This is a genomic window from Microbacterium sp. AB (genome assembly GCF_032878875.1).
Classification (GTDB): domain Bacteria; phylum Actinomycetota; class Actinomycetes; order Actinomycetales; family Microbacteriaceae; genus Microbacterium; species Microbacterium betulae.
Genome location: NZ_CP118157.1, coordinates 3,004,478 through 3,025,079, shown reverse-complemented (window position 1 = coordinate 3,025,079; position 20,602 = coordinate 3,004,478). Strand labels below are relative to the sequence as shown.

Annotated in this window: 16 protein-coding genes; 10 read left to right on the top strand and 6 right to left on the bottom strand. The window is 71.6% G+C overall.

The features are described 5' to 3' along the window. Positions 1 to 18: 18 nt before the first annotated feature. Positions 19 to 666, bottom strand: a complete 648-nt coding sequence (locus tag N8K70_RS14275; protein WP_317139016.1) for a YigZ family protein — start codon at positions 664 to 666, stop codon at positions 19 to 21. A 169-nt stretch (positions 667 to 835) separates the two neighbouring features. Between N8K70_RS14275 and N8K70_RS14270 the strand changes: the two genes are divergently transcribed. The 6 genes from N8K70_RS14270 to N8K70_RS14245 all read left to right on the top strand — a co-directional run bounded on the left by N8K70_RS14270 (position 836) and on the right by N8K70_RS14245 (position 9,127). Then, entirely contained in the window at positions 836 to 1,909 is a 1,074-nt protein-coding gene (locus N8K70_RS14270) for a threonine aldolase family protein (RefSeq protein WP_317139015.1), read from the top strand. Positions 1,910 to 2,045: 136 nt separating this feature from the next. Beyond that, on the top strand, positions 2,046 to 4,550 hold the full coding sequence (locus tag N8K70_RS14265; protein ID WP_317139014.1) for a DEAD/DEAH box helicase: 2,505 nt from the start codon (positions 2,046 to 2,048) through the stop codon (positions 4,548 to 4,550). A 475-nt stretch (positions 4,551 to 5,025) separates the two neighbouring features. Beyond that, positions 5,026 to 5,994 carry a carbohydrate ABC transporter permease gene (locus tag N8K70_RS14260; protein WP_317139013.1) on the top strand — a complete coding sequence of 323 codons (969 nt, stop codon included), beginning with the start codon at positions 5,026 to 5,028 and terminating at the stop codon, positions 5,992 to 5,994. Beyond that, complete coding sequence (locus N8K70_RS14255; protein WP_317139012.1) at positions 5,994 to 6,827, top strand: carbohydrate ABC transporter permease; 834 nt, start codon at positions 5,994 to 5,996, stop codon at positions 6,825 to 6,827. Before N8K70_RS14260 ends, N8K70_RS14255 begins: the two co-directional genes overlap by 1 nt. A gap of 84 nt (positions 6,828 to 6,911) precedes the next feature. Further along, complete coding sequence (locus N8K70_RS14250) at positions 6,912 to 8,273, top strand: ABC transporter substrate-binding protein (protein WP_317139011.1); 1,362 nt, start codon at positions 6,912 to 6,914, stop codon at positions 8,271 to 8,273. Beyond that, entirely contained in the window at positions 8,270 to 9,127 is an 858-nt protein-coding gene (locus N8K70_RS14245) for a glycerophosphodiester phosphodiesterase (protein ID WP_317139010.1), read from the top strand. Before N8K70_RS14250 ends, N8K70_RS14245 begins: the two co-directional genes overlap by 4 nt. A 62-nt stretch (positions 9,128 to 9,189) precedes the next feature. On the opposite strand, the gene N8K70_RS14240 is transcribed toward N8K70_RS14245, so the two are convergent. From N8K70_RS14240 to N8K70_RS14230, 3 genes are all read right to left on the bottom strand, one after another. Beyond that, positions 9,190 to 10,026 (bottom strand): glycerophosphodiester phosphodiesterase, encoded by an 837-nt coding sequence (locus N8K70_RS14240; RefSeq protein ID WP_317139009.1) that lies wholly within the window; start codon positions 10,024 to 10,026, stop codon positions 9,190 to 9,192. Positions 10,027 to 10,209: 183 nt separating this feature from the next. Continuing rightward, positions 10,210 to 10,962, bottom strand: coding sequence for a GntR family transcriptional regulator (locus tag N8K70_RS14235; RefSeq protein WP_317139008.1), 753 nt, complete (start codon positions 10,960 to 10,962; stop codon positions 10,210 to 10,212). Between the two features lie 130 nt (positions 10,963 to 11,092). Beyond that, positions 11,093 to 12,757, bottom strand: a complete 1,665-nt coding sequence (locus N8K70_RS14230) for an ATPase (RefSeq protein WP_317139007.1) — start codon at positions 12,755 to 12,757, stop codon at positions 11,093 to 11,095. Between the two features lie 385 nt (positions 12,758 to 13,142). Here N8K70_RS14230 and N8K70_RS14225 point away from each other — a divergent pair, with 385 nt between their 5' ends. Then, positions 13,143 to 14,582: a glyceraldehyde-3-phosphate dehydrogenase gene (locus N8K70_RS14225; RefSeq protein WP_394357842.1), complete on the top strand. Its 1,440-nt coding sequence runs from the start codon at positions 13,143 to 13,145 to the stop codon at positions 14,580 to 14,582. 368 nt (positions 14,583 to 14,950) lie between these two features. Here the strand turns inward: N8K70_RS14225 and N8K70_RS14220 are convergent, their stop codons facing one another. Together N8K70_RS14220 and N8K70_RS14215 are read right to left on the bottom strand one after the other, a co-directional pair. Further along, complete coding sequence (locus N8K70_RS14220) at positions 14,951 to 16,117, bottom strand: Gfo/Idh/MocA family protein (RefSeq protein WP_317139005.1); 1,167 nt, start codon at positions 16,115 to 16,117, stop codon at positions 14,951 to 14,953. A 125-nt stretch (positions 16,118 to 16,242) separates the two neighbouring features. Continuing rightward, the gene (locus tag N8K70_RS14215; RefSeq protein WP_317139004.1) at positions 16,243 to 17,004 is read right to left on the bottom strand and encodes a GntR family transcriptional regulator; all 762 of its coding nucleotides are present in this window, start codon (positions 17,002 to 17,004) and stop codon (positions 16,243 to 16,245) included. A 173-nt stretch (positions 17,005 to 17,177) separates the two neighbouring features. Here N8K70_RS14215 and iolC point away from each other — a divergent pair, with 173 nt between their 5' ends. The 3 genes from iolC to N8K70_RS14200 are packed head-to-tail and all read left to right on the top strand — an operon-like array spanning position 17,178 to position 20,585. Continuing rightward, the gene (gene iolC / locus N8K70_RS14210) at positions 17,178 to 18,122 is read left to right on the top strand and encodes a 5-dehydro-2-deoxygluconokinase (protein WP_317139003.1); all 945 of its coding nucleotides are present in this window, start codon (positions 17,178 to 17,180) and stop codon (positions 18,120 to 18,122) included. A gap of 1 nt (position 18,123) precedes the next feature. Further along, positions 18,124 to 19,065: a class I fructose-bisphosphate aldolase gene (locus tag N8K70_RS14205; protein WP_317139002.1), complete on the top strand. Its 942-nt coding sequence runs from the start codon at positions 18,124 to 18,126 to the stop codon at positions 19,063 to 19,065. Beyond that, positions 19,062 to 20,585, top strand: a complete 1,524-nt coding sequence (locus tag N8K70_RS14200) for a CoA-acylating methylmalonate-semialdehyde dehydrogenase (RefSeq protein ID WP_317139001.1) — start codon at positions 19,062 to 19,064, stop codon at positions 20,583 to 20,585. The genes N8K70_RS14205 and N8K70_RS14200 overlap by 4 nt, the downstream gene beginning before the upstream one ends. Positions 20,586 to 20,602: the final 17 nt, after the last annotated feature.

The window sequence follows — 20,602 nt, the reverse complement described above, 5'->3', positions numbered from 1 at the left end:
GGCCAATCGGGACATGCCTCACGCGCGGACGTCGACGATGCGCTCCTCGCCCACGACGGGGACGAGCGCGCCCGACGAGGCGGAGGCGAGGTCGTCGCGGAGCCGAGAAACGAGCGTCTCCGGCACCCAGAGGTCGAAGGTCGCCGCGGCGCTGTATCCCGTCTCGCCGAGCGTCGCGCCGTGCGTCGTCACCCACTCGCGCAGCAGGTTGTCGATGCGGCCGGCGTCGGTGTGCGGCACCTCGACGGTCATCCGCGTGAGCGCCGCCCGACGCACGATCGCGGCGTGGTCGAGCGCCTCCGACACGGCCGTCGAGTAGGCGCGGACGAGGCCGCCCGTGCCGAGCTTGACTCCGCCGAAATAGCGCGTCACGACCGCGACGACGTCGGTCAGCTCGCGGCGCCGCAGCACCTCGAGCATCGGGATGCCGGCCGTCCCCGACGGCTCGCCGTCGTCGGACGATCGCGCCTGGTCGCCGAGCACTCCCGTGACCATCGCGACGCAGTGGTGCCGTGCGTCCCAGGAGCTCTTGCGGACCGCGGCGATGACGGCGTCGGCCTCCTCCGGCGACGAGACGGGGGAGAGGCGCGCGATGAAGCGCGACTTCCTGACCACGAGCTCGCGGTCCACCGGCGCGGCGATCGTTGCGGGATACCGGCGGCTCATCCGTCGAGGATACCGACGGGTCTCCGCGGAGGCAGGCCGTGGCGCCGTGCACAACGCAGGAGATCTTCCCGCGACCGTCGTGTGGGGCCGCGGGCTCACGCAGGTCGCTGGGTCACCGTGGGGCTTTCGTCCTGCGTCGTGTCGGGCGGCCCCGGCCTAGGCTGAGACGGTGACCCCTCTGCATGACACGGCCCCGCGTGGATTCGCCTCAGACAACTACGCGGGCGTCCACCCCGATGTGCTCGCCGCGATCGCGGCGGCGAACGACGGGCACCAGGTCGCCTACGGCGAGGACTCGTACACCGCCCGCCTCCAGGAGGTGCTCGCCGGGCACCTCGGCGAGCCCGTCGAGGCGTTCCCCGTCTTCAACGGCACGGGCGCCAACGTGACGGCGCTGCAGTCGATGCTGCCGCGCTGGGGCGGGGTCGTCGCCGCGTCGACGGCGCACATCCACGTCGACGAGCAGGGGGCCCCGGAGCGCATCGGCGGCATCAAGCTGCTGACCGTCCCGACGCCGGACGGCAAGCTCACGCCCGAGCTCGTCGACAGGGAGGCGTGGGGATGGGGCGACGTGCATCGCGCGCAGCCGCTGGCGGTGTCGATCACGCAGTCGACCGAGCTCGGCACGGTGTACACGCCGGAGGAGATCCGCGCGATCGCCGATCACGCGCACGAGCTCGGGATGCACGTGCACGTCGACGGCGCGCGCATCGCGAACGCCGCAGCGGCCCTCGACCTGCCGCTGCGGGCGTTCACGCGCGACGCGGGCGTCGACGTGCTGAGCCTCGGCGGCACGAAGAACGGCGCGATGCTCGCCGAGGCGATCGTCGTCCTGAACCCGGAGGCGTCGACCGGGCTCGCCTATCTCCGCAAGCTCAACATGCAGCTGGCGTCGAAGATGCGGTTCGTGTCGGCGCAGCTGCTCGCGCTGTTCGACGGCGACCTCTGGCTGCGCAACGCCCGTCACGCGAACGCGATGGCGCAGCGGCTGCGGGCGGGCGTCGAGGCGGGTCTCGCGGACGGATCGATCCGCGGCGTGCGCCTCACGCGCGAGACGCAGGCGAACGGCGTGTTCGCCATCCTGCCCGGCGGCGTGGCGGACCGGCTCCGCGAGGGCTTCCGCTTCTACGACTGGGACGAGGCGACGGGCGAGGTGCGCTGGATGTGCGCCTTCGACACGACCGAGGCGGACGTCGACGCCTTCGTCGCGGCGATCGCCCGGGAGACAGCGGCGGTCGTATGAGCGACGCCGAGGCCGCGGACGAGGGGCGAGAGGCCGAGCCGCCTCCGAGCACCGAGGCGGTCGTCGTCCTCGGATACGACTGATCGCCCGGGAGACGTCGGCGGCGTGGCGGCCTCGATGGGGCAGACTCGAGGGGATGGCCTCCTCCCTGCTCGACCGCATCCGAACGACCGACGGCGATGCGGACGCGCTCTACGACGCGTTCGTCGAGTGGACGACCGGGCGCGGCCTCGTGCTGTACGCCGCGCAGGACGAGGCGGTCATCGAGCTCGTCTCGGGCAGCAACGTCGTCCTCGCCACGCCGACGGGCACGGGGAAGTCGCTCGTCGCGGTCGCCGCGCACGCCGCCGCCTTCGCCCGCGGCGGGCGCACCTACTACACGGCGCCCATCAAGGCTCTCGTGAGCGAGAAGTTCTTCGCGCTCGTCGACGTCTTCGGCGCCGAGAACGTCGGGATGGTCACGGGCGACTCCTCGGTCAACCCGGATGCGCCCATCGTCTGCTGCACAGCGGAGATCCTCGCCAACCTCGCACTCCGTCAGGGGGCGGACGCCGACGTCGACCAGGTCGTGATGGACGAGTTCCACTACTACGGCGACGCCGACCGCGGATGGGCGTGGCAGGTGCCGCTGCTGCTCCTGCCACGCGCCCAGTTCCTCCTCATGTCGGCGACGCTCGGCGACACGTCGGCCATCCAGGCCGACCTGTCCCGGCGGACGGGGCGCCAGACGACGCTCGTCTCGGGGGCGGAGCGTCCCGTGCCGCTGCACTTCGAGTACTCCACGCATCCCGTGCACGAGACGGTCGAGAAGCTCCTCGAGGAGCGAGAGACGCCGGTCTACATCGTGCACTTCTCGCAGGCCGCCGCGATGGAACGGGCGCAGGCGCTCGCGAGCGTCAAGGTCACCACGCGCGCGCAGCGCGACGAGATCGCCGAGGCCATCGGCGGGTTCCGCTTCACGACGGCGTTCGGCAAGACGCTCTCGCGCCTCGTCCGCTCCGGCATCGGCGTGCATCACGCCGGGATGCTCCCGCGGTACCGGCGGCTCGTCGAGACGCTCGCCCAGCGCGGCCTCCTCCGCGTCATCTGCGGGACGGACACGCTCGGGGTCGGCATCAACGTGCCCATCCGCACCGTCATGATCACCGCCCTGTCGAAGTACGACGGCACGCGGATGCGGCGGCTCTCGGCCCGCGAGTTCCACCAGATCGCGGGACGGGCGGGCCGGGCGGGCTTCGACCCCTACGGCAACGTGCTCGTCCTCGCCCCCGATCACGAGATCGAGAACGCCCAGGCGCTGCGGAAGGCCGGCGACGATCCCGTCAAGCGCAAGAGGGTGCAGCGGAAGAAGGCGCCGCAGGGCTTCGTCTCGTGGAGCGAGCAGACGTTCGAGAAGCTCGTCGGCGCCGAGCCGGAGCCGCTGCAGCCGCAGCTGCAGATCACGAGCGCCATGCTCATCAACGTCATCGGACGCGGCGGCGACGTCTTCGAGAACGTCCGCTCGCTCGTGTTCGACAACCACGAGCCGCGCGCACGGCAGTACGCGCTCGCGCGCCGGGCCCTGGCGATCTTCCGCACGCTGCGCGATGCCGGCATCGTCGAGGTCGACGCGCACGGCGCCATCCGCCTCGTCGTCGAGCTGCAGCCGAACTTCGCCCTCAACCAGCCGCTGTCGCCCTTCGCGCTCGCCGCGATCGAGCTCCTCGACCCGGACGGGGGAGCGGACGGCGTCGGCACGGGATCGTACGCGCTCGACGTCGTGAGCGTCATCGAGGCGACGCTCGACGACCCGCGCGCCGTCCTCTCCCAGCAGGAGTACAAGGCGCGCGGCGAGGCCGTCGCGGCGATGAAGCGCGAGGGCGTCGAGTACGAGGAGCGGATGAACGCCCTCGAGGACGTCACGTACGCCAAGCCGCTCGCCGACCTGCTCCAGCAGTCGTTCGAGGTGTTCGCGTCGAGCCAGCCCTGGGTGCGCGACTTCGAGCTGCGTCCGAAGTCGGTCGTGCGCGACATGTTCGAGCAGGCGATGTCGTTCGCGGAGTTCGTGAACTGGTACCAGCTCGGCCGCAGCGAGGGGCTCGTGCTGCGGTATCTCAGCGACGCGTACCGGGCCATCCGGCAGACCGTCCCCGCCGAGGCTCGGACGGAGGAGCTGCGCGACATCATCGAGTGGCTCGGCGAGCTCGTCCGGCAGGTCGACTCGAGCCTCGTCGACGAGTGGGAGGCGCTCGCATCGGGCGCCGACGGCGACGACGCGACCTCCGTCGTGCCGCCGGCGCCGCCGTCCGTCGTCGTCAACCGGCGCGCGTTCACGGTCCTCGTGCGCAACGAGATGTTCCGGCGCGTGCAGCTCGCGGCGCTCGAGAAGGACGCCGAGCTCGCGGCACTCGACCCCGACGTCGACTGGCCGGCGGTGCTCGACCGGTACTACGTCGAGCACGACGCGATCGGGACGGGCGGGGCGTCTCGATCGCCCGCGCTCTGCCGCATCGAGGAGGAGCCCGCGCTCTGGCGCGTCGAGCAGACGATCGACGACCCCGCGGGCGACCACGACTGGCGCATCCGCGCCGAGGTCGACCTCGGCGCGTCGGCGGAGGAGGGCGCCGCCGTCGTCCGCGTCACCGAGGTCGTGCGGCTGTAGCGTCGAGCGTTCCGCTCATTATTGGCGCCGATGTGACGTTCTGGGCGCTGAGAACCCCACATCGGCACCAATCGCCGTAGGGCGGGCTCGGTCATCGGTGCGGATGTGGGGTCTTGACGCGTGAGAAGCGCACGTCGGCGCCAGCGGGCGCCGGGGCGCTGAAGGGCTGAGGCGAACCGGAGGCGACGCACAGGGGTCGCGTCGGTGAACACGCCTGACGGCGATGCCGTGGGGTGAGCGCCGTTCGGTCGCGGTGAACCGATACGGCCCCCTCTGGTCGGCCCGACGACGCCTCCCGGTGGCCGGGCGACGCGCAGGGAAAGCCCGGGCGAACACTGCGGCAATCGTCTGCGAAACGGCGGGGAGCACGCCCGCGCAGCTCATAGCCTCGGGAGAGTCGCCCGGATGCGGGCGATTCCCCCTTCTTCTCGTCCCGACGCCTTCGCCCCGAGGCCAAGAAAGCCGTGCCCTGACGATGACTCCTCTCCTCACCGAGCCCCTGCGCGTGCCGCCTGCGCCGGCGCGCCCCGCCCCGCGACCCGCTCCTCGCCCGTCGAGGCCCCCTCGCACCCGGAGGCGTCGACGAGACCTCGCCTGGTTCGCGCTGCTCGCGGGGCCGAACATCGCCCTGCTCCTCGTCTTCGTGTACGCCCCGATGCTGCAGAGCGTCTACTACTCGACGCTGCAATGGAATCTCGGCTCTCCCGTGGCGAGGCAGATCGGCCTCGGCAACTACATCGAGTGGTTCACCGCGTCCAGCACGCCGCGTGTGGTGACGACGACGGTCGTCTTCGGGGTCGTGACGGTCGGCGGGGCGATGGCGCTCGGGCTGGGCACGGCTCTCCTCCTCAACCAGGGTCTTCGCGGCAGCGCCGTCGCCCGCACGATCGTCTTCGCGCCCTACGTCCTCTCCGGGTTCGCCGTCGGCGTGCTGTGGCTGTTCATCTTCGACCCCCGCTACGGGGCGATGAACGCGCTGCTGAGGAGCATCGGCGTCGACGGCCCGCAGTGGTACACGGAGCCGCCCTGGCCGATGGTGATGATCGTCGTCGTCTACCTCTGGCGGAATCTCGGCTATGTGGCGCTCATCTATCTCGCAGGACTCCAGGCGATCCCGCAGGACGTCAAGGACGCCGCCGCGCTCGACGGGGCCGGAACGCTCCGCACGCTCCGGTCGGTGATCCTGCCGCTCCTCGGTCCGACGACCTTCTTCCTGTTCATCACGCTGCTGCTGAGCTCGCTGCAGGCCTTCGATGTCATCCAGGCGATGACCCAGGGCGGCCCCCTCTCGTCGACGACCACGGTGATGTACCAGGTGTATCTGGAGAGCTTCGTCAACGGACGAGCCGGCTACGCGTCGGCGATCGCGACGGTGCTCTTCGTCGTGCTCATCGCCATCACCGCGGTCCAGATGCGTTTCGTCGAGAAGAAGGTGCACTACTGATGGCCGGGCGGACCCGGACGGCGACCCGCGTGTCGGGCGGCGCCCTCATGCTGCTCCTCACGGTCGTCATGGCGCTTCCGCTCGTCTGGCTCCTCATCGCGAGCCTCAAGTCGCCGCAGGAGATGTACGCGCTGCCGATCCAGTGGCTCCCGGAGCGGATGACGCTCGACAACTACGCGGCGGCCGCGGACACGATCCCGCTCGGGCGCCTCTTCCTGAACAGCGTCGTCATCACGACGCTGGGAGCGGGGCTCAAGGTCGTGCTCGGCATCTGCTGCGCCTATGCGCTCGTCTTCCTCGACATCCCGTTCCGGGGGTTCTTCTTCGCGCTCGTGATCGGCACGCTGATGATCCCCGCGCAGATCACGATCATCCCGAACTACGCCCTCGTGGCGCAGCTCGGCTGGCTGAACACGTACGCCGGCATCATCCTGCCGGGTCTGGCGAGCGCCTTCGGGACGTTCCTGTTCCGGCAGAGCTTCCGAGGCCTCCCCGTCTCCGTCCTCGAAGCCGCCGAGCTGGACGGCGCGGGGCACTGGCGCAAGCTTTGGCGCTTCGTCGTCCCGCTGTCGTGGCCCACCGTCGCGGCCGTCGCGCTGGTGTCGGTCGTGGCCGAGTGGAACGACTACCTCTGGCCGTTCCTCGTCACCGAGCGCGCGGACATGATGACGCTCCCCGTCGGGCTCACGCTGCTGAAGAACATCGACGGTCTGAGCAACTGGGGAGTCCTCCTGTCGGCGACCGTCGTGGTCATGCTGCCCGTTCTCATCGTGTTCCTGTTCCTCCAGCGGCGACTGGCGCAGGGCCTCGTGGCCGGCGCCGTCACCGGCTGACGGCGACGGGGCATCCGATCTCGGCGGGCCAGGTCGCCCGCCGTCGGCCCTGCGGGGCCATCCTCACCAATCGAAGGAGTAACCGTGTATCAGCGTCTGTCCCCCCGCGGCACGATCGGACGTCGCACCGCGTTCGCCGCCGGAGCCGTCGTCGCCGCGCTCGGCCTGGCGGCCTGCGCGGGACCGAGCACCGCCGGAGCGCCCGCCGCCGAAGCGGACGAGGTGATCGACTGGTCGACGATCGAACCCGCGACCGAGATCACCTTCTGGAGCAACCATCCCGGGATGTCGCAGCAGGTCGAGGAGGAGCTCATCGCGCAGTTCACCGAGGAGACGGGCATCGCCGTCGATCTGGTGACCGCGGGAGCCGACTACGACGAGGTCGCGCAGAAGTTCCAGTCGACGAGCCAGTCGCCGGACGCCCTGCCGGACGTCGTCATCGCATCGGACGTCTGGTGGTTCCGCTACCAGCTCAACGACCAGATCATGCCGCTCGACGACGTCCTCGACGCGATCGACGCCGACGCCGCTGACTTCCAGCAGAGCCTCTACTCGGACTACGAGTTCGACGACCGGCACTGGGCGGTCCCGTATGCCCGTTCGACGCCGCTGTTCTATTACAACAAGGACCTCTGGAGCGCGGCCGGTCTGCCCGATCGCGGACCCGAGACCTGGCAGGAGCTCGAGGAGTGGAACGCCGACCTCGCCGCCGTCCTGCCCGAGGACGGGTCGACGCTCGGTCTGTCGGTGGGTCCGTCGTGGGGCGCGTGGTGGTTCGAGAACATGATCTGGGGCCACGGCGGGGCGTACTCCGACGGCTTCACGCCGACGCTCGACACCCCGGAGGCGATCGAGGCGGGCGACTGGCTGGGCGGGATCTTCGCGGAGGACGGGATGGCCACCGTCTCGCAGGACTCGCAGGCGGACTTCTCCGCGGGCATCGTCGCGTCGACCATCGGCTCGACCGGCAGCCTCACGGGAACCCTCGACGCGGCGGCGTTCGAGGTCGGCACGGCCTTCCTGCCCGACGGAGAGGTGGAGGCGGGAACCCCGACGGGCGGCACCGGCCTGGCCATCCCCTCCTCGCGCTCGCCGGAGCAGCAGCTCGCTGCGGCGATGTTCCTGGAGTTCCTCACGAACACCGACAACACCGCGTACTTCTCCCAGAACACGGGCTACATGCCGGTGCGGACGTCCGCGGTCGAATCCGACACGATGAAGCAGGTCTACGACGAGGTCCCGCAGATGCGCACGGCGGTCGACCAGCTCGCCGAGCGTGCGCGGGTGCAGGACGACGTGCGCGTGTTCGTGCCGGGTGCGGACGCGATCCTCAGCGGCGCGATCGAGGAGATCGTGTTGAGCGGGACGGATGCGCAGACGGCCTTCGAGAAGATCACGCCCCAGCTGGAGACCGCGTACGCCGAGAACGTCGAGCCCTACCTGTGACCCACGCCGCAGCCGGCACACCGGCTCCGGATCGTCCCCTCTCGTTCGCGCATCGCGGAAGCTCTGCGCGCGCTCCGCAGAACACGATGGCGGCGTTCGAGCGGGCGGCCCGCAGCGGCGCCTCGGGCGTCGAGATCGACGTGCATCTCACGCGAGACGGCGTCGTCGTGCTGATGCACGACGACACCGTCGATGCGACGACCGACGGCACGGGCGCGATCGCCCGGCTCACGGTCGCGGAGCTGCGCGCCCTGGACGCGGGATCGTGGTTCGGCCCCGGCTTCGCCGGGGAGCGCGTCCCGACATGGGAGGAGTTCCTCCGCTTCGCCGATCGCGAACCGCACCTCGAGATCCTCCTGGAGATCAAGGGCGAGTGGGGGATCGACGCGGTCGAGATCCTGCTCGCCCCGCTCGCCCCGGGCGGCGCGTTCGCTCACCTCGCGCCGCGCGTGATCGCGCAGAGCTTCTGGCCGTCGTCGGTCGCCGCATGCCGTGACGCTCTGCCGTCGCTGCGCCGGGGGCTTCTCGTGCTCGACCTCTCGGCGTGGGATCCGTCGAGCGCTCCCGAGGTGACCGAGGAGGAGGCGGAGACGTACCGGCGAGGGCCGCTGCGGTTCGCCGCCGTGGACGAGGCGATCCGGACGGCGGCGGACCTGGAGGCGGAGATGCTCAACCCGATGGGGTCCTTCCTCGCCTCCGACCCGACGCTCGTCGACCGCATCCACGCGGCGGGGCTGCGGGCGATGGTGTGGACGCTCAACGCGCCGGACGCCTGGGCGCTCGCCGCGCGGTCCGGGGCGGATGGCGTCATCACCGACGACCCCGAGGGGTATGCCGCCTGGTCGCCGTCGTAGCCGCACGGCGGAACGCCCCGGACGCCCGTCGGGCGTCCGGGGCGTTCCCGTCCGGAGGGGGCTCAGCGCGTGCCGTCGGACGCGAGCCATCCGGCGAGGCGGTCCGGTCGATTCGTGACGATCCCATCCACCCCCGCATCGGCGAGGCCGGCCCAGTCCTGGGCGTCGTCGACGGTCCACACATAGGTCAGCAGCCCCGCGTCGTGGATCTCGTCGACGATCTCGCGACGTCCGAGCACGTCCTCGCCGCGCGGATTCACCCCGATGGCGTCGAACTCCTCGGCGGAGGCGACCGGATCGTCGATCTCGTCGACGAGCACCATCCGGGCCAGACCCGGCGCGGCGTCGCGGAGACTTGCGAGCGTCGTGGTGTCGAAGCTCTGCGCGATCACCCGGTCCTCGGCCCCGTGGCTCTCGATCAGGGCCAGCGCCTCGCCGATGCGCCTCTCGCTCCACGACGACTTGAACTCGAGGAGCAGGGTGGCATCGCTCGCGGTGACGAAGTCGAGGACATCGTCGAGCGTCGGAATCGGCGTCCCCGCGTAGAGAGGGGAGAACCATCCGCCCGCATCGAGTGCGCGGACGTCGCTCGACGTGAGCTCGCGGACGTTGCCGGTGCCGTCCGTCGTCCGGTCCACGGAGTCGTCGTGGAGGACGACGATCTCGCCGTCACGGGTGTAGTCGACGTCGATCTCGAGAAGGTCGGCGCCGCTCCGGGCCGCGCTGTCGAGGGCGGGCAGCGTGTTCTCGGGGGCTAGGGAGGAGTTGCCGCGGTGTGCGATGACGAGCGGCTGGCCGGCGACCTCGCGGGGGCTCGCGGCGGCGTCTGCGGCTGCGTTCGTCACGACGAGCGCGCCGCTCGCGACGATCGCGGCGGAGACGACCGTTCCCAGGGTCACGCGGGTGGCGCGTCGGAGGTGTCGTGGGGGCATCGGGAGGAGGGCCTTTCCTGAGAGCGGCGGCGGCTGCCGACCGGCCTCGAGTCAAGACATCCCCGACGACGAGCGGATGAGCGCCGGCCGGCCCCGACGGGTCGCGCGGGTGACGCTCCCGTGACTCCCGGTGACGAGACGCCGCAACGGTCACGTCGCGGTGCGGTCCCAGGCCGCCGGGACGGATCCGGGTGCGCTCGTGACGAGCGCGAAGCTCACGCTGTCCGGCAGGTAGCGGTCGTCGCTGTACTCGAACACCGTGCCGTCGGCGGCCCGTGCCGTCCGGACGATCCGGAGGAGCGGCTCGCCGCGTGTCCTTCGCAGGAGGCGCGCGTCCTCGGCGTTCGCGGTGAGCGCGCCGATGAGCTGCTCGGCATGCCGGAGGCGGACGCCGTGGTCGCGTGAGAGCGCCGCCATGATCGAGGGGACATCGGCGGGGAGCGGCTCGACGAGCGCGGCGAAGCGTTCGGGGAACGTCGTCCGCGCGACCATGACCGGTCGGTCGCGCAGGCTGCGCACGCGGGTGATGCGGAGCACGCCGTCGCGGGGACGGAGCCTCAGCGCGTGCGCCTCGTCGGGGGTGGCCCGGCCCATCCCCCGGCGGACGATCTCGCCCGCCGGCTCGACGCCGATCGCTCGCGCCCACTCGCCGAACGAGCCGAGGACGTCCAGGCTCCGTACGAGGGGGCGCTCGCGGGCGATCCACCCGTTCCCGCGCTTGACGACGAGTCCGTGCGTGCTCTCGATGCGCTCGAGCGCGCGGCGCAGCGTCCCCCGGGCGACGTCGAGCTCCGCGGCCAGCGCGGTCTCGGTGGGGAGGGGCTCGCCGGTGACGAACGTGCCGTCGCGGAGCCGCGCGAGGAGATGCTGCGCGATCTCCTCGTAGCGGGGGCGCGCGGGCATCTCCGCAGTCTGCGCGCTCCACGGAAACGACGCACTCCCCGCACGTGAACGGCGGGTGGCCGGAAGGTGCACCCCGCCCCGGCGCGCGGGGCCCGTGCGAGGGGTGCGTCGTCTCCGCCGGCGCCCACGCCTATGCCGATGCGCCGCCCAGGCCGCGGGCGGCGGCGGCGGCGGCCGAGAGCCATGCGCGCTGCGTGGCGGGACGCAGCGCGCCGTAGTGGAGGAGGCCGCCGATCATGGCGGGGTCGTACGGGATGCTCACGACGTCGCGGGCGAGGGCGCGGTAGCCGTCGACGACCTTGCGGTGCTCGTTCGAGGGGGCGTTCGGATCCGCCTGGCTCACGACCGCCACGGCGTTCTGCGCGAGGGCCGCGGAGCGCGCGTCGCGCGTCGCGAGCGCCTCGAGCAGCAGGGCGCCGGCCTCGGCGTGCTCCGCGCGCGACGTCGTCGCGACGACGATCTGGTCGGTGTGATCGATCATCCGCAGCCACATCGGGTCCGACTCGTCGTTGCCCGAGTCCATGACGATCAGCCGGTAGTACTTCGCGGCGACGGCGTGGATGCGGTCGACGTCGTCGGAGTGGATGCGCTGCTGCTCGGCGAGCACCATGGGCTTCGAGCGCAGCACGTCGAACCGGTCGCGCGTCTGGTGGTGCACGAAGCGCGCGAGGTCGGCCGCCTGCGCGGAGGACGACAGGAGGTGTCCGGTCTCGGGCAGCAGCTCGTGCAGCGTGGCGTCGTGCGGCCCCTGCTCCGTCCGCCAGCCGAGGGTGCCTCGCGTCTGGTTGTTGTCCCACGCGAGCACTCCTGCGCCGCCGAAGCGGGCGAAGACGGCGGCGGTGAGGATGGTCGTGGGCGTCTTGCCCGCTCCGCCCTTGCCGTTGACGACGGCGATGGTGCGGGGCCCGAACCAGTGCTGTGCGACGGCGGCCTGGTCGTCGCGCTCCGCGCGCTCGGCCGCACCCGGCGGGATGCGTGCCCCCGCGCGGACGAGCGCGCCGCGCCAGCCGCGGGTGGCGAGCTCCTCGGCGCTCTGCTCGGACGTGAGGAACGACCGGCGCCCCTGCTCCTCGGGGGCAGCGGCGGAGTCGGGCACAGCGGCGGAGTCGGGGGCGACGTCGGACGGCGCGGACGTGCGTCGGCGAGGGGGCGCGTCGGCACCGGGCCGGGGACCTGCTCCGTCGGAGGCCGCTGCGGGAACGGGGCCCGCCGTCGCCGGGGCCGCTGCGACGGGAGCGTTGCCGGACCGGACCGGACCGGGGACGGCGGGCGCCGCGGCGTCGGGAGCGTTGCCGGCGCGGACGGGGCCGGGGGCGGTTGCGGATCCTGCGGGAACGATGCCCTCGGCGGCGGGCGCCGACGCGGGCACGGCGGTCGTCCCGGGTGCGGACGGCTCGGGCGCCGTCGTCGCCGTGGCGTCCGCGGAGGCAGGGCGCTCCGCGCTCGGCTCGGCCGGCTCCGGGCCCTCCTCGACGGGTGCGTCGGCCGGCGTCTCCGGTGCGGCCGGCGCCTCGACCGTCCCGGGGGCGGCGCTGCTGCGCGAGCCCTCGTCGGAGTCGACGCGGCCGTCGGGGTGGACGAGAAGCGGCCAGTCGCCGTCGGGCTCGTGGACGGTCACGTGCACCGGACCGTCGAGCAGCTCCGCGATCTCGGCGGCACGGCGGACGATCTCGCGGCGAGCGTCTTCCACGAGGGTCGTCGGGATCTGCTGCGGCGTCTCGTCGACGATGAGCTCCGCGGACCCGTCCGGGCGGATGACCGCCGAGAGCCCGGTCTGCGTCGAGTCGTCCTGCATCTGGTGGATCTCCTCTGGAAGGGGAAGGCCGACGTGCTCGGCGAACCGTCCTCCATAGCCTAGTCAGTCGGCTCTCCGCATCCTTCCGGGCAGATGTGCCCATGTGACGGGCGGCGGGCGCGTGAGACGCGCGGTGGCCGCCGGTCCGCGTCGTGCCGTCCCGGACCGGGCCGCGCGCACGCTCTGCTTGCATATTCGGCAAGAAGCGGTGATTTTACTTCGCAGAACTCCCGAAAGGATCGTCGATGCCGCGTTTAGCTGGAGGCGTCACACACCGCGCGCGGACGCAGGCGCCCGCCGACCAGAGGGAGACGCGACGAGCGTGAGCGAGCAGTTCGAAGTCCGGCGTGCCGAGTGGATCGCCCGTGAGGAGCTGGCCGAGCGGATGATCCCGCTCATCGGACGCCTCTATCGCGAGCGCGGCGTCGTGACCTCCATCCACGGTCGCCGTCTCCTCAACATCTCGCCCGTCGAGATCCTCCGGACCCACCGCTCCACGCGCGAGGTCGGCGATCGGGAGCTGCCTCCCGAGAAGACGTTCGCGGTGCTCGAGGCCCTCGAGGCGCTGCGGCCCGGTCCGGCCTCGATCGACGTCGCGCGTCTCGTCGCGCGCTTCGACGCCCGGGGCGGCCGGTACGGGCAGGACGAGCTGGTCGGCTTCCTCCGCGAGGAGCTCGTCGCCGTGCTCGACGCCCGGGAGTCGGCGCCGACCGACGTCGTGCTCTACGGGTTCGGCCGGATCGGCCGCCTGCTCGCGCGCGTCCTCATCGCGCACCAGGGGGACGGGGCGGGGCTGCGTCTGCGCGCGATCGTCGTCCGGCGGGGCTCCTCCGCCGACCTCGAGAAGCGCGCGAGCCTGCTGCGCCGCGACTCCGTGCACGGCCCGTTCGCCGGCACGATCGAGGTCGACGAGGAGAACGACACCATCCTCGCGAACGGCACGCTCATCCAGGTGATCTACTCGGACGATCCGGCGTCCGTCGACTACACGCGGCACGGCATCCGCGACGCGATCGTCGTGGACAACACCGGGCGGTGGCGCGACGAGGAGGGGCTCGGGCAGCACCTCCTCGCGAGGGGCGTCTCGCGCGTGCTGCTGACGGCGCCGGGCAAGGGCGCGATCAGGAACATCGTCGCGGGCATCAACAGCGACGACATCACGGCCGACGACGCGATCCTCTCGGCGGCGTCGTGCACGACCAACGCCATCACGCCCGTGCTCGCCGCCGTCGACGCCGCGTTCGGCATCCGGCACGGCCACGTCGAGACGGTCCACTCGTACACGAACGACCAGAACCTCATCGACAACTTCCACAGGGGCGACCGCCGCGGGCGCTCCGCCGCGCTCAACATGGTGATCGCCGAGACGGGCGCCGCCAGGGCCGTCGCGAAGGCCCTTCCGCAGCTGACGGGGAAGCTCTCCGGCAGCGCCATCCGCGTGCCGACGCCCGACGTCTCGCTGGCGATCCTGAACCTGCAGTTGGAGCGCCCGACGACGAAGGACGAGATCAACGCGTACCTGCGCCAGACCTCGCTCACGTCGCCGCTGCGCCAGCAGATCGACTACATCGAGTCGCCCGAGGTCGTCTCCACCGACTTCGTCGGCAACAACCGCGCGGGCATCGTCGACGGCCTCGCGACGATCGCGGGCGAGCAGAGCGTCGTGCTCTACGTCTGGTACGACAACGAGTACGGCTACTCGCGTCAGGTCGTGCGCGTGCTCGAGAAGATGTCGAACACGCATCCGACCATCCTGCCGGTGCGCGATCCCGTGGTCATCGGCGCCCCCTCGATCGCCGACGACGCGGTCCCCACCCCGGTATGACGCCCGAGCGTCTGCCGCCCTCCATCCGGAACCGTGCTCTCGGCGGGAACCGGGCTCCGAGCGGGAACGGGCCTCTCTCCCGCGAGTATCCATCCGGCCGGCGAGAGTCCGCACGACGCCGGCGTTCTCGCGGGGCAGTCGGATTGTCGCTGCGCGTCGAGGGCGACTCCGAGGGGGCGGTGCGGCGCCGGACGGTGCGGTGAGGCGGCGTCCGTCGCGGTCCGGGGGAGGGCGCAGACGGATGCCGCCTCCGACATCGCGCAGCGTCTCTCCCGCGAGAACCCATCCGGCCGGCGAGAACGCGTGCGCCGGATGACTTCTCGCCGACGGACCGGATTCTCGCCGGCGATGGATGGCGGGTGCCGGGCTCAGGCGTCGGGCTCGAGGGCCCGGATGTCGATCCATCGTCCGGAAGCGGCGCTCTCGAGCGCGGCGTCGACGACGGATGCGGCGCTCCACGCGTCGGCGGCGGACGGCGCGAGCTGGCGGCCCTCGGCGACGGACGCGAGGAACTGCGCCGCCTCGATCGTCTTGAGGTCGTCGAAGCCCATGCTCGTCCCCGCGCCCGGCTGGAAGCGTTCGAAGTGGCCGAAGCCGGGGCCGGCCATGATCGTCCGATATCCGGAGGCGTCGTCGGCGAGCCGAAGCTCGTTCATCCGCTGGAAGTCCCATCGGAGAGACCCCTTCGTGCCGTACACCTCGAGCCCGTACTCGGCACGCGGGCCGATCGCCACGCGGCTCGACTCCAGCACGGCGGCGACGCCGTCGTCGAGGCGGGCGAGGACGGCTGCGTAGTCCTCGTTCTCGACGGTGCCGGCGGGACCTCCCTCGTTCCCCCTCGAGAAGTGGCTCGCGGCTCCGGCGGCGGGCAGGGGCCTCTCGCGGATGAAGGTCTCGGTGAGCGCGGAGACTCGCGCGATGCGCCCCACGACGTGCTGCACGAGGTCGACGCCGTGCGAGAGCAGATCGCCGAGCACCCCGGAGACCGCCCTGTCTCGTCGGAACCGCCAGGTGAGTGCGCCGGCCGGGTCGGACGAATAGTCCGCGAGGAGTGAGACCCGCACGTTCGTGATCCGTCCGAGCGCTCCGGCGTGCACGAGCTCGCGCGCCTTCGCCACGGCGGGCGCATGACGGTAGTTGAAGCCCACGGCGTTGACGATGCCGCGCTCGGCCGCGGCCCGGGCGATCTCGCCGGACTCCGTCGCGCCGCGTCCCATCGGCTTCTCGATCCAGAACGGCTTCCCCGCCGCGATGGCGGCGAGCGCGATCTCGCGGTGCAGGAAGTTCGGCGAGCAGATCGAGACGACGTCGACGTCGTCTCGTCCGATGAGATCGCGGTGGTCGGCGACGGCCTCCCCGTATCCGAGCACGTCGGTGGCGTAGGCACGCCCACCCGCGTCCGGATCGGCCGCGACGACCAGCTCGGGCCGGAGCGGCAGCTCGGGGAAATGGTGCCGAGCCGCGAGGTAGGCGCGCGAGTGCAGGCGCCCCATCCACCCGACCGAGACGAGCCCGACGCCCACGCGATCAGCCATGACTTCTCCTTCGAAGCGGGCGTGCGGCGGCGCACGCCGAAAGATCTAATGTCCTGTCAAACATAGGATGCGTGCACGCCTTCGTCAACGCGGCGCAGATGGACTCTCGCTGACCTGGGGAGACCCTACTTCGCGACGAGCGTCGTCTCGAAGCTGTACATGTCGGGGCGGTAGCAGTGCCGGCCGAACTCGACGGCGTGGCCGGAGGCGTCGTAGGCGACGCGTTCCATCGTGAGCAGGGGTCCGCCCCGCTCGATGTCGAGAAGCTCGGCCTCGTCGCCGTGCTCGCGCCGTGCTCCGATGCGCTGCTTCGCGACGCGGATGGCCACTCCCCGCGATCGCAGGATCTGGTACAGGCCCTGCTGCTCGAGCTGTTCGCGGGGGATGTCCGAGAAATCCGCGGGGAGCCAGTTCTCCAGCAGTGCGACGGGCACTCCGTCGCTGCTGCGCTGGCGCCTCAGGTACAGCACGTCGCTCCCCGTCGAGACGCCCAGCTGGTCGGCGACGTCGGCGGGGACGGTGCGCGTCTCGTGTGTGAGCACGCGCGTCGCAGGGTCGTGCTGTGCGTTCTGGAGGTCTTCGTAGAGGCTCGTCAGCTCCACCTGGCGTGTCACCTGGCCCTGCACGACCTGGGTGCCGATCCCGCGCCGTCGGACGAGCAGGCCCTTGTCGACGACCTCCTGGATGGCGCGGCGCACGGTCGGGCGCGAGAGGCCGAGGCGGTGGCCTATCGCGATCTCGTTCTCCAGTCGGGCGCCGGGCGGAATGTCGCCCGAGCGGATGGCGGCTTCGAGCCGGCTCGAGACCTGGAAGTAGAGGGGCACCGGTCCTGTCCGGTCCAGGTCGGCGAACAGGTCGTCGGGCCACACCGCCTGATCGGCTGCCATCGCTGCACTCCTTCGAGGGGCCGAGGGGCTCGACCTAATGTCGCGACAACATTACCCGTGCGAGGCATTGTCGGCGGATGGCGCGCTCTTGCAGGACATCGAGCTTGTGATATTGTCAGGACATACCAAGGCGCCCGGGCGGTGCCGCCCCATCAGGACAACGGAGTACGACGATGAGCCACTCACCCGACGTTCTCGCCATCGGCCGCCTCGGCGTCGACATCTATCCCCTCCAGGACGGTGTCGGCCTCGAGAAGGTCGAGACGTTCGGCAAGTACCTCGGCGGAACGGCTGCCAACGTGACGGTCGCCGTGGCCCGCTACGGCCACGACCCGGCGCTCGTCTCCCGCGTGGGCGACGACCCGTTCGGACGCTACCTCCTCGGCGAGCTCGCCCGCCTCGGCGTCGACGACCGGCACGTCGCGACGGATCCGGTGCTCAACACTCCCGTGACGTTCTGCGAGATCTTCCCGCCGGACGACTTCCCGCTCTACTTCTACCGCGAGCCGAAGGCTCCCGACATGAACGTCGACGTCGCGCAGCTCGACCTCGACGCCGTGCGGGCGGCACGGATCCTCTGGCTCACGACGACGGGCCTGAGCGAGGAGCCGAGCCGCGAGGCACACCACGTCGCCCTCGCCGCGCGCGGTCGCGCGCGGCACACGATCCTCGATCTCGACTACCGGCCGATGTTCTGGGCGGAGCCGTCCGAGGCCACCGAGCAGATCTCCCGCGTGCTGGATCACGTCACCGTCGCCGTCGGCAACCGCGAGGAGTGCCTCGTGGCGGTGGGGGAGGGCGAGCCGCAGCGCGCCGCCGACGCGCTCCTCGAACGCGGCGTCGAGCTCGCCATCGTCAAGCAGGGTCCGCGCGGCGTGCTCGCGAAGACACGGGACGAGGTCGTCGAGGTGCCGGTGCACGCCGTCGACGTCGTCAACGGGCTCGGCGCCGGCGATGCGTTCGGCGGCGCGCTGTGCCACGGCCTCCTCGAGGGCTGGGGCCTCGAGCGCACCCTCCGCTTCGCGAACGTGGCGGGCGCCGTCGTCGCCTCACGCCGCGAGTGCTCGACGGCGATGCCCACGGCCGACGAGGTCGAGAACATCCTTCAGGGGGCATGACATGACCGAACTGACGTCTGCGGACTTCGAACGGCTCCGTGACATCCGGGCGCATCGACCCGACGCGATCGGCACGGCGCTCGCCACGAGGCGTCGCCGCGACGTGCTGCAGGGCGACGGCCGCCTCTTCATCATCGCCGCCGACCACCCGGCCCGCGGCGCGCTCGCCGTCGGCTCCGATCCCACAGCGATGGCCGACCGCTATCTGCTCCTCGAACGCCTCGCCGTCGCCTTGGGCCATCCCGGCGTCGACGGGGTGCTGGGGACCCCCGACATCGTCGACGACCTCGCGGCGCTCGGCCTGCTCGACGGCAAGGTCGTCGTCGGCTCGATGAACCGCGGCGGGCTGCGCGGGGCGGCGTTCGAGATGGACGACCGCTACACGGGCTACGACGTGCCGACGCTGGCGGCGAAGGGCCTCGACTTCGCCAAGACGCTCGTGCGGGTGAACCTCGCGGACCCGGCGACCGTCTCGACGCTCGAGGCGACGGCCAGGGCCGTCGACCAGGCCGCGGCGGCACGGCTTCCCATCATGCTCGAGCCGTTCATGAGCGAGTGGCGCGACGGCCGCATCGTCAACGACCTCTCGACGGACGCCGTCATCCTGTCGACCGCCATCGCCTCCGGGCTCGGGGCCGACAGCGCCTACACGTGGATGAAGCTCCCCGTCGTGGCCGACATGGAGCGCGTTCTGGCCGCCACCACCCTGCCGACGCTCCTGCTGGGCGGCGACTCGGGTGCGGACCCGGACGAGACGTTCGCCGCCTGGGAGGACGCGCTCGCGCTTCCGGGCGTCCGCGGTCTCACCGTCGGCCGCACACTCCTCTACCCGCCCGACGGCGACGTCGCCGCGGCCGTCGACACGGCCGCGCGGCTCGTGCATCGCGAGCTCCCTGCCGCCGTCCGGCGCATCCCCACCATCACCGAAGGGCGAATTTCATGAGCACCATCACGGAGACCACGGTCATCGGGCACTGGATCGACGGAGCGCACCGCGCCTCGACGAGCGGCCGGACGGCACCCGTCCACAACCCCGCCACGGGCGAGGTGACGGCCCACGTCGCGCTCGCCGACCAGGCCGAGATCGACGAGGCGATCGCCTCCGCCCAGCGCGGCTTCGAGGTGTGGAGCCGCTACTCGATCGCGAAGCGCCAGGCGGTGCTGTTCACGTTCCGCGAGCTGCTGAACGCCCGCAAGCGCGAGCTCGCCGAGATCATCACGGCCGAGCACGGCAAGGTCCTCTCCGACGCGGTCGGCGAGATCCTTCGCGGACAGGAGGTCGTCGAGCTGGCGACGGGCTTCCCGCACCTCGTCAAGGGAGCGTACAGCGAGAACGTCTCCACGGGCATCGACGTCTACTCCATCAAGCAGCCCCTGGGCGTGGTGGGCATCGTCAGCCCGTTCAACTTCCCCGCGATGGTGCCGCTGTGGTTCTTCCCCGTCGCGATCGCCGCGGGCAACAGCGTCGTGCTGAAGCCGAGCGAGAAGGACCCGTCGGCGGCGCTCTGGCTCGCGCGGCTGTGGCGGGAGGCCGGGCTCCCCGACGGCGTGTTCACGGTGCTCCAGGGCGACAAGCTCGCGGTCGACGGTCTGCTGACCGACCCCGTCGTGCAGTCGGTGTCGTTCGTCGGCTCGACGCCGATCGCGCAGTACATCTACGAGACGGCGTCGAAGAACGGCAAGCGCGTGCAGGCGCTGGGCGGGGCGAAGAACCACATGCTCGTGCTGCCGGACGCCGATCTCGACCTCGTCGCAGACCAGGCGGTCAACGCCGGATACGGCGCGGCGGGCGAGCGCTGCATGGCGATCTCCGTCGTCCTGGCGGTCGAGCCCGTCGCCGACGAGCTGATCGCGAAGATCACCGAGCGCATCGGGAGGCTGCGCATCGGCGACGGCGCCGGCGCCGACGGCGTGGAGCCCGACATGGGGCCGCTCATCACGGCGCAGCACAGGGAGAAGGTGTCGGGCTACGTGGACATCGCCGAGGCGGACGGGGCGACGATCGTCGTCGACGGCCGCGCCTTCTCGGTCGAGGGGCGGGAGGACGGGTTCTTCTTCGGCCCCACGCTCATCGACAACGTGCCGACGACGTCGCGGGCGTACCGGGAGGAGATCTTCGGTCCCGTCCTCGAGATCGTGCGGGTGAAGACGTTCCAGGAGGGCGTCGACCTCATCAACTCCGGCGCCTTCGGCAACGGCACGGCGATCTTCACGAACGACGGCGGCGCCGCCCGGCGGTTCCAGCACGAGATCCAGGTCGGGATGATCGGCATCAACGTGCCGATCCCGGTGCCGGTCGCGTACCACTCGTTCGGCGGATGGAAGGCGTCGCTGTTCGGCGACGCGAAGGCCTACGGCGTGCACGGCTTCGACTTCTTCACGCGGGAGAAGGCCGTCACGAGCCGGTGGCTCGACCCGGCGACGCACGGCGGCATCGACCTCGGCTTCCCGCAGAACGACTGAGCGCCCCGCCGGCCGCC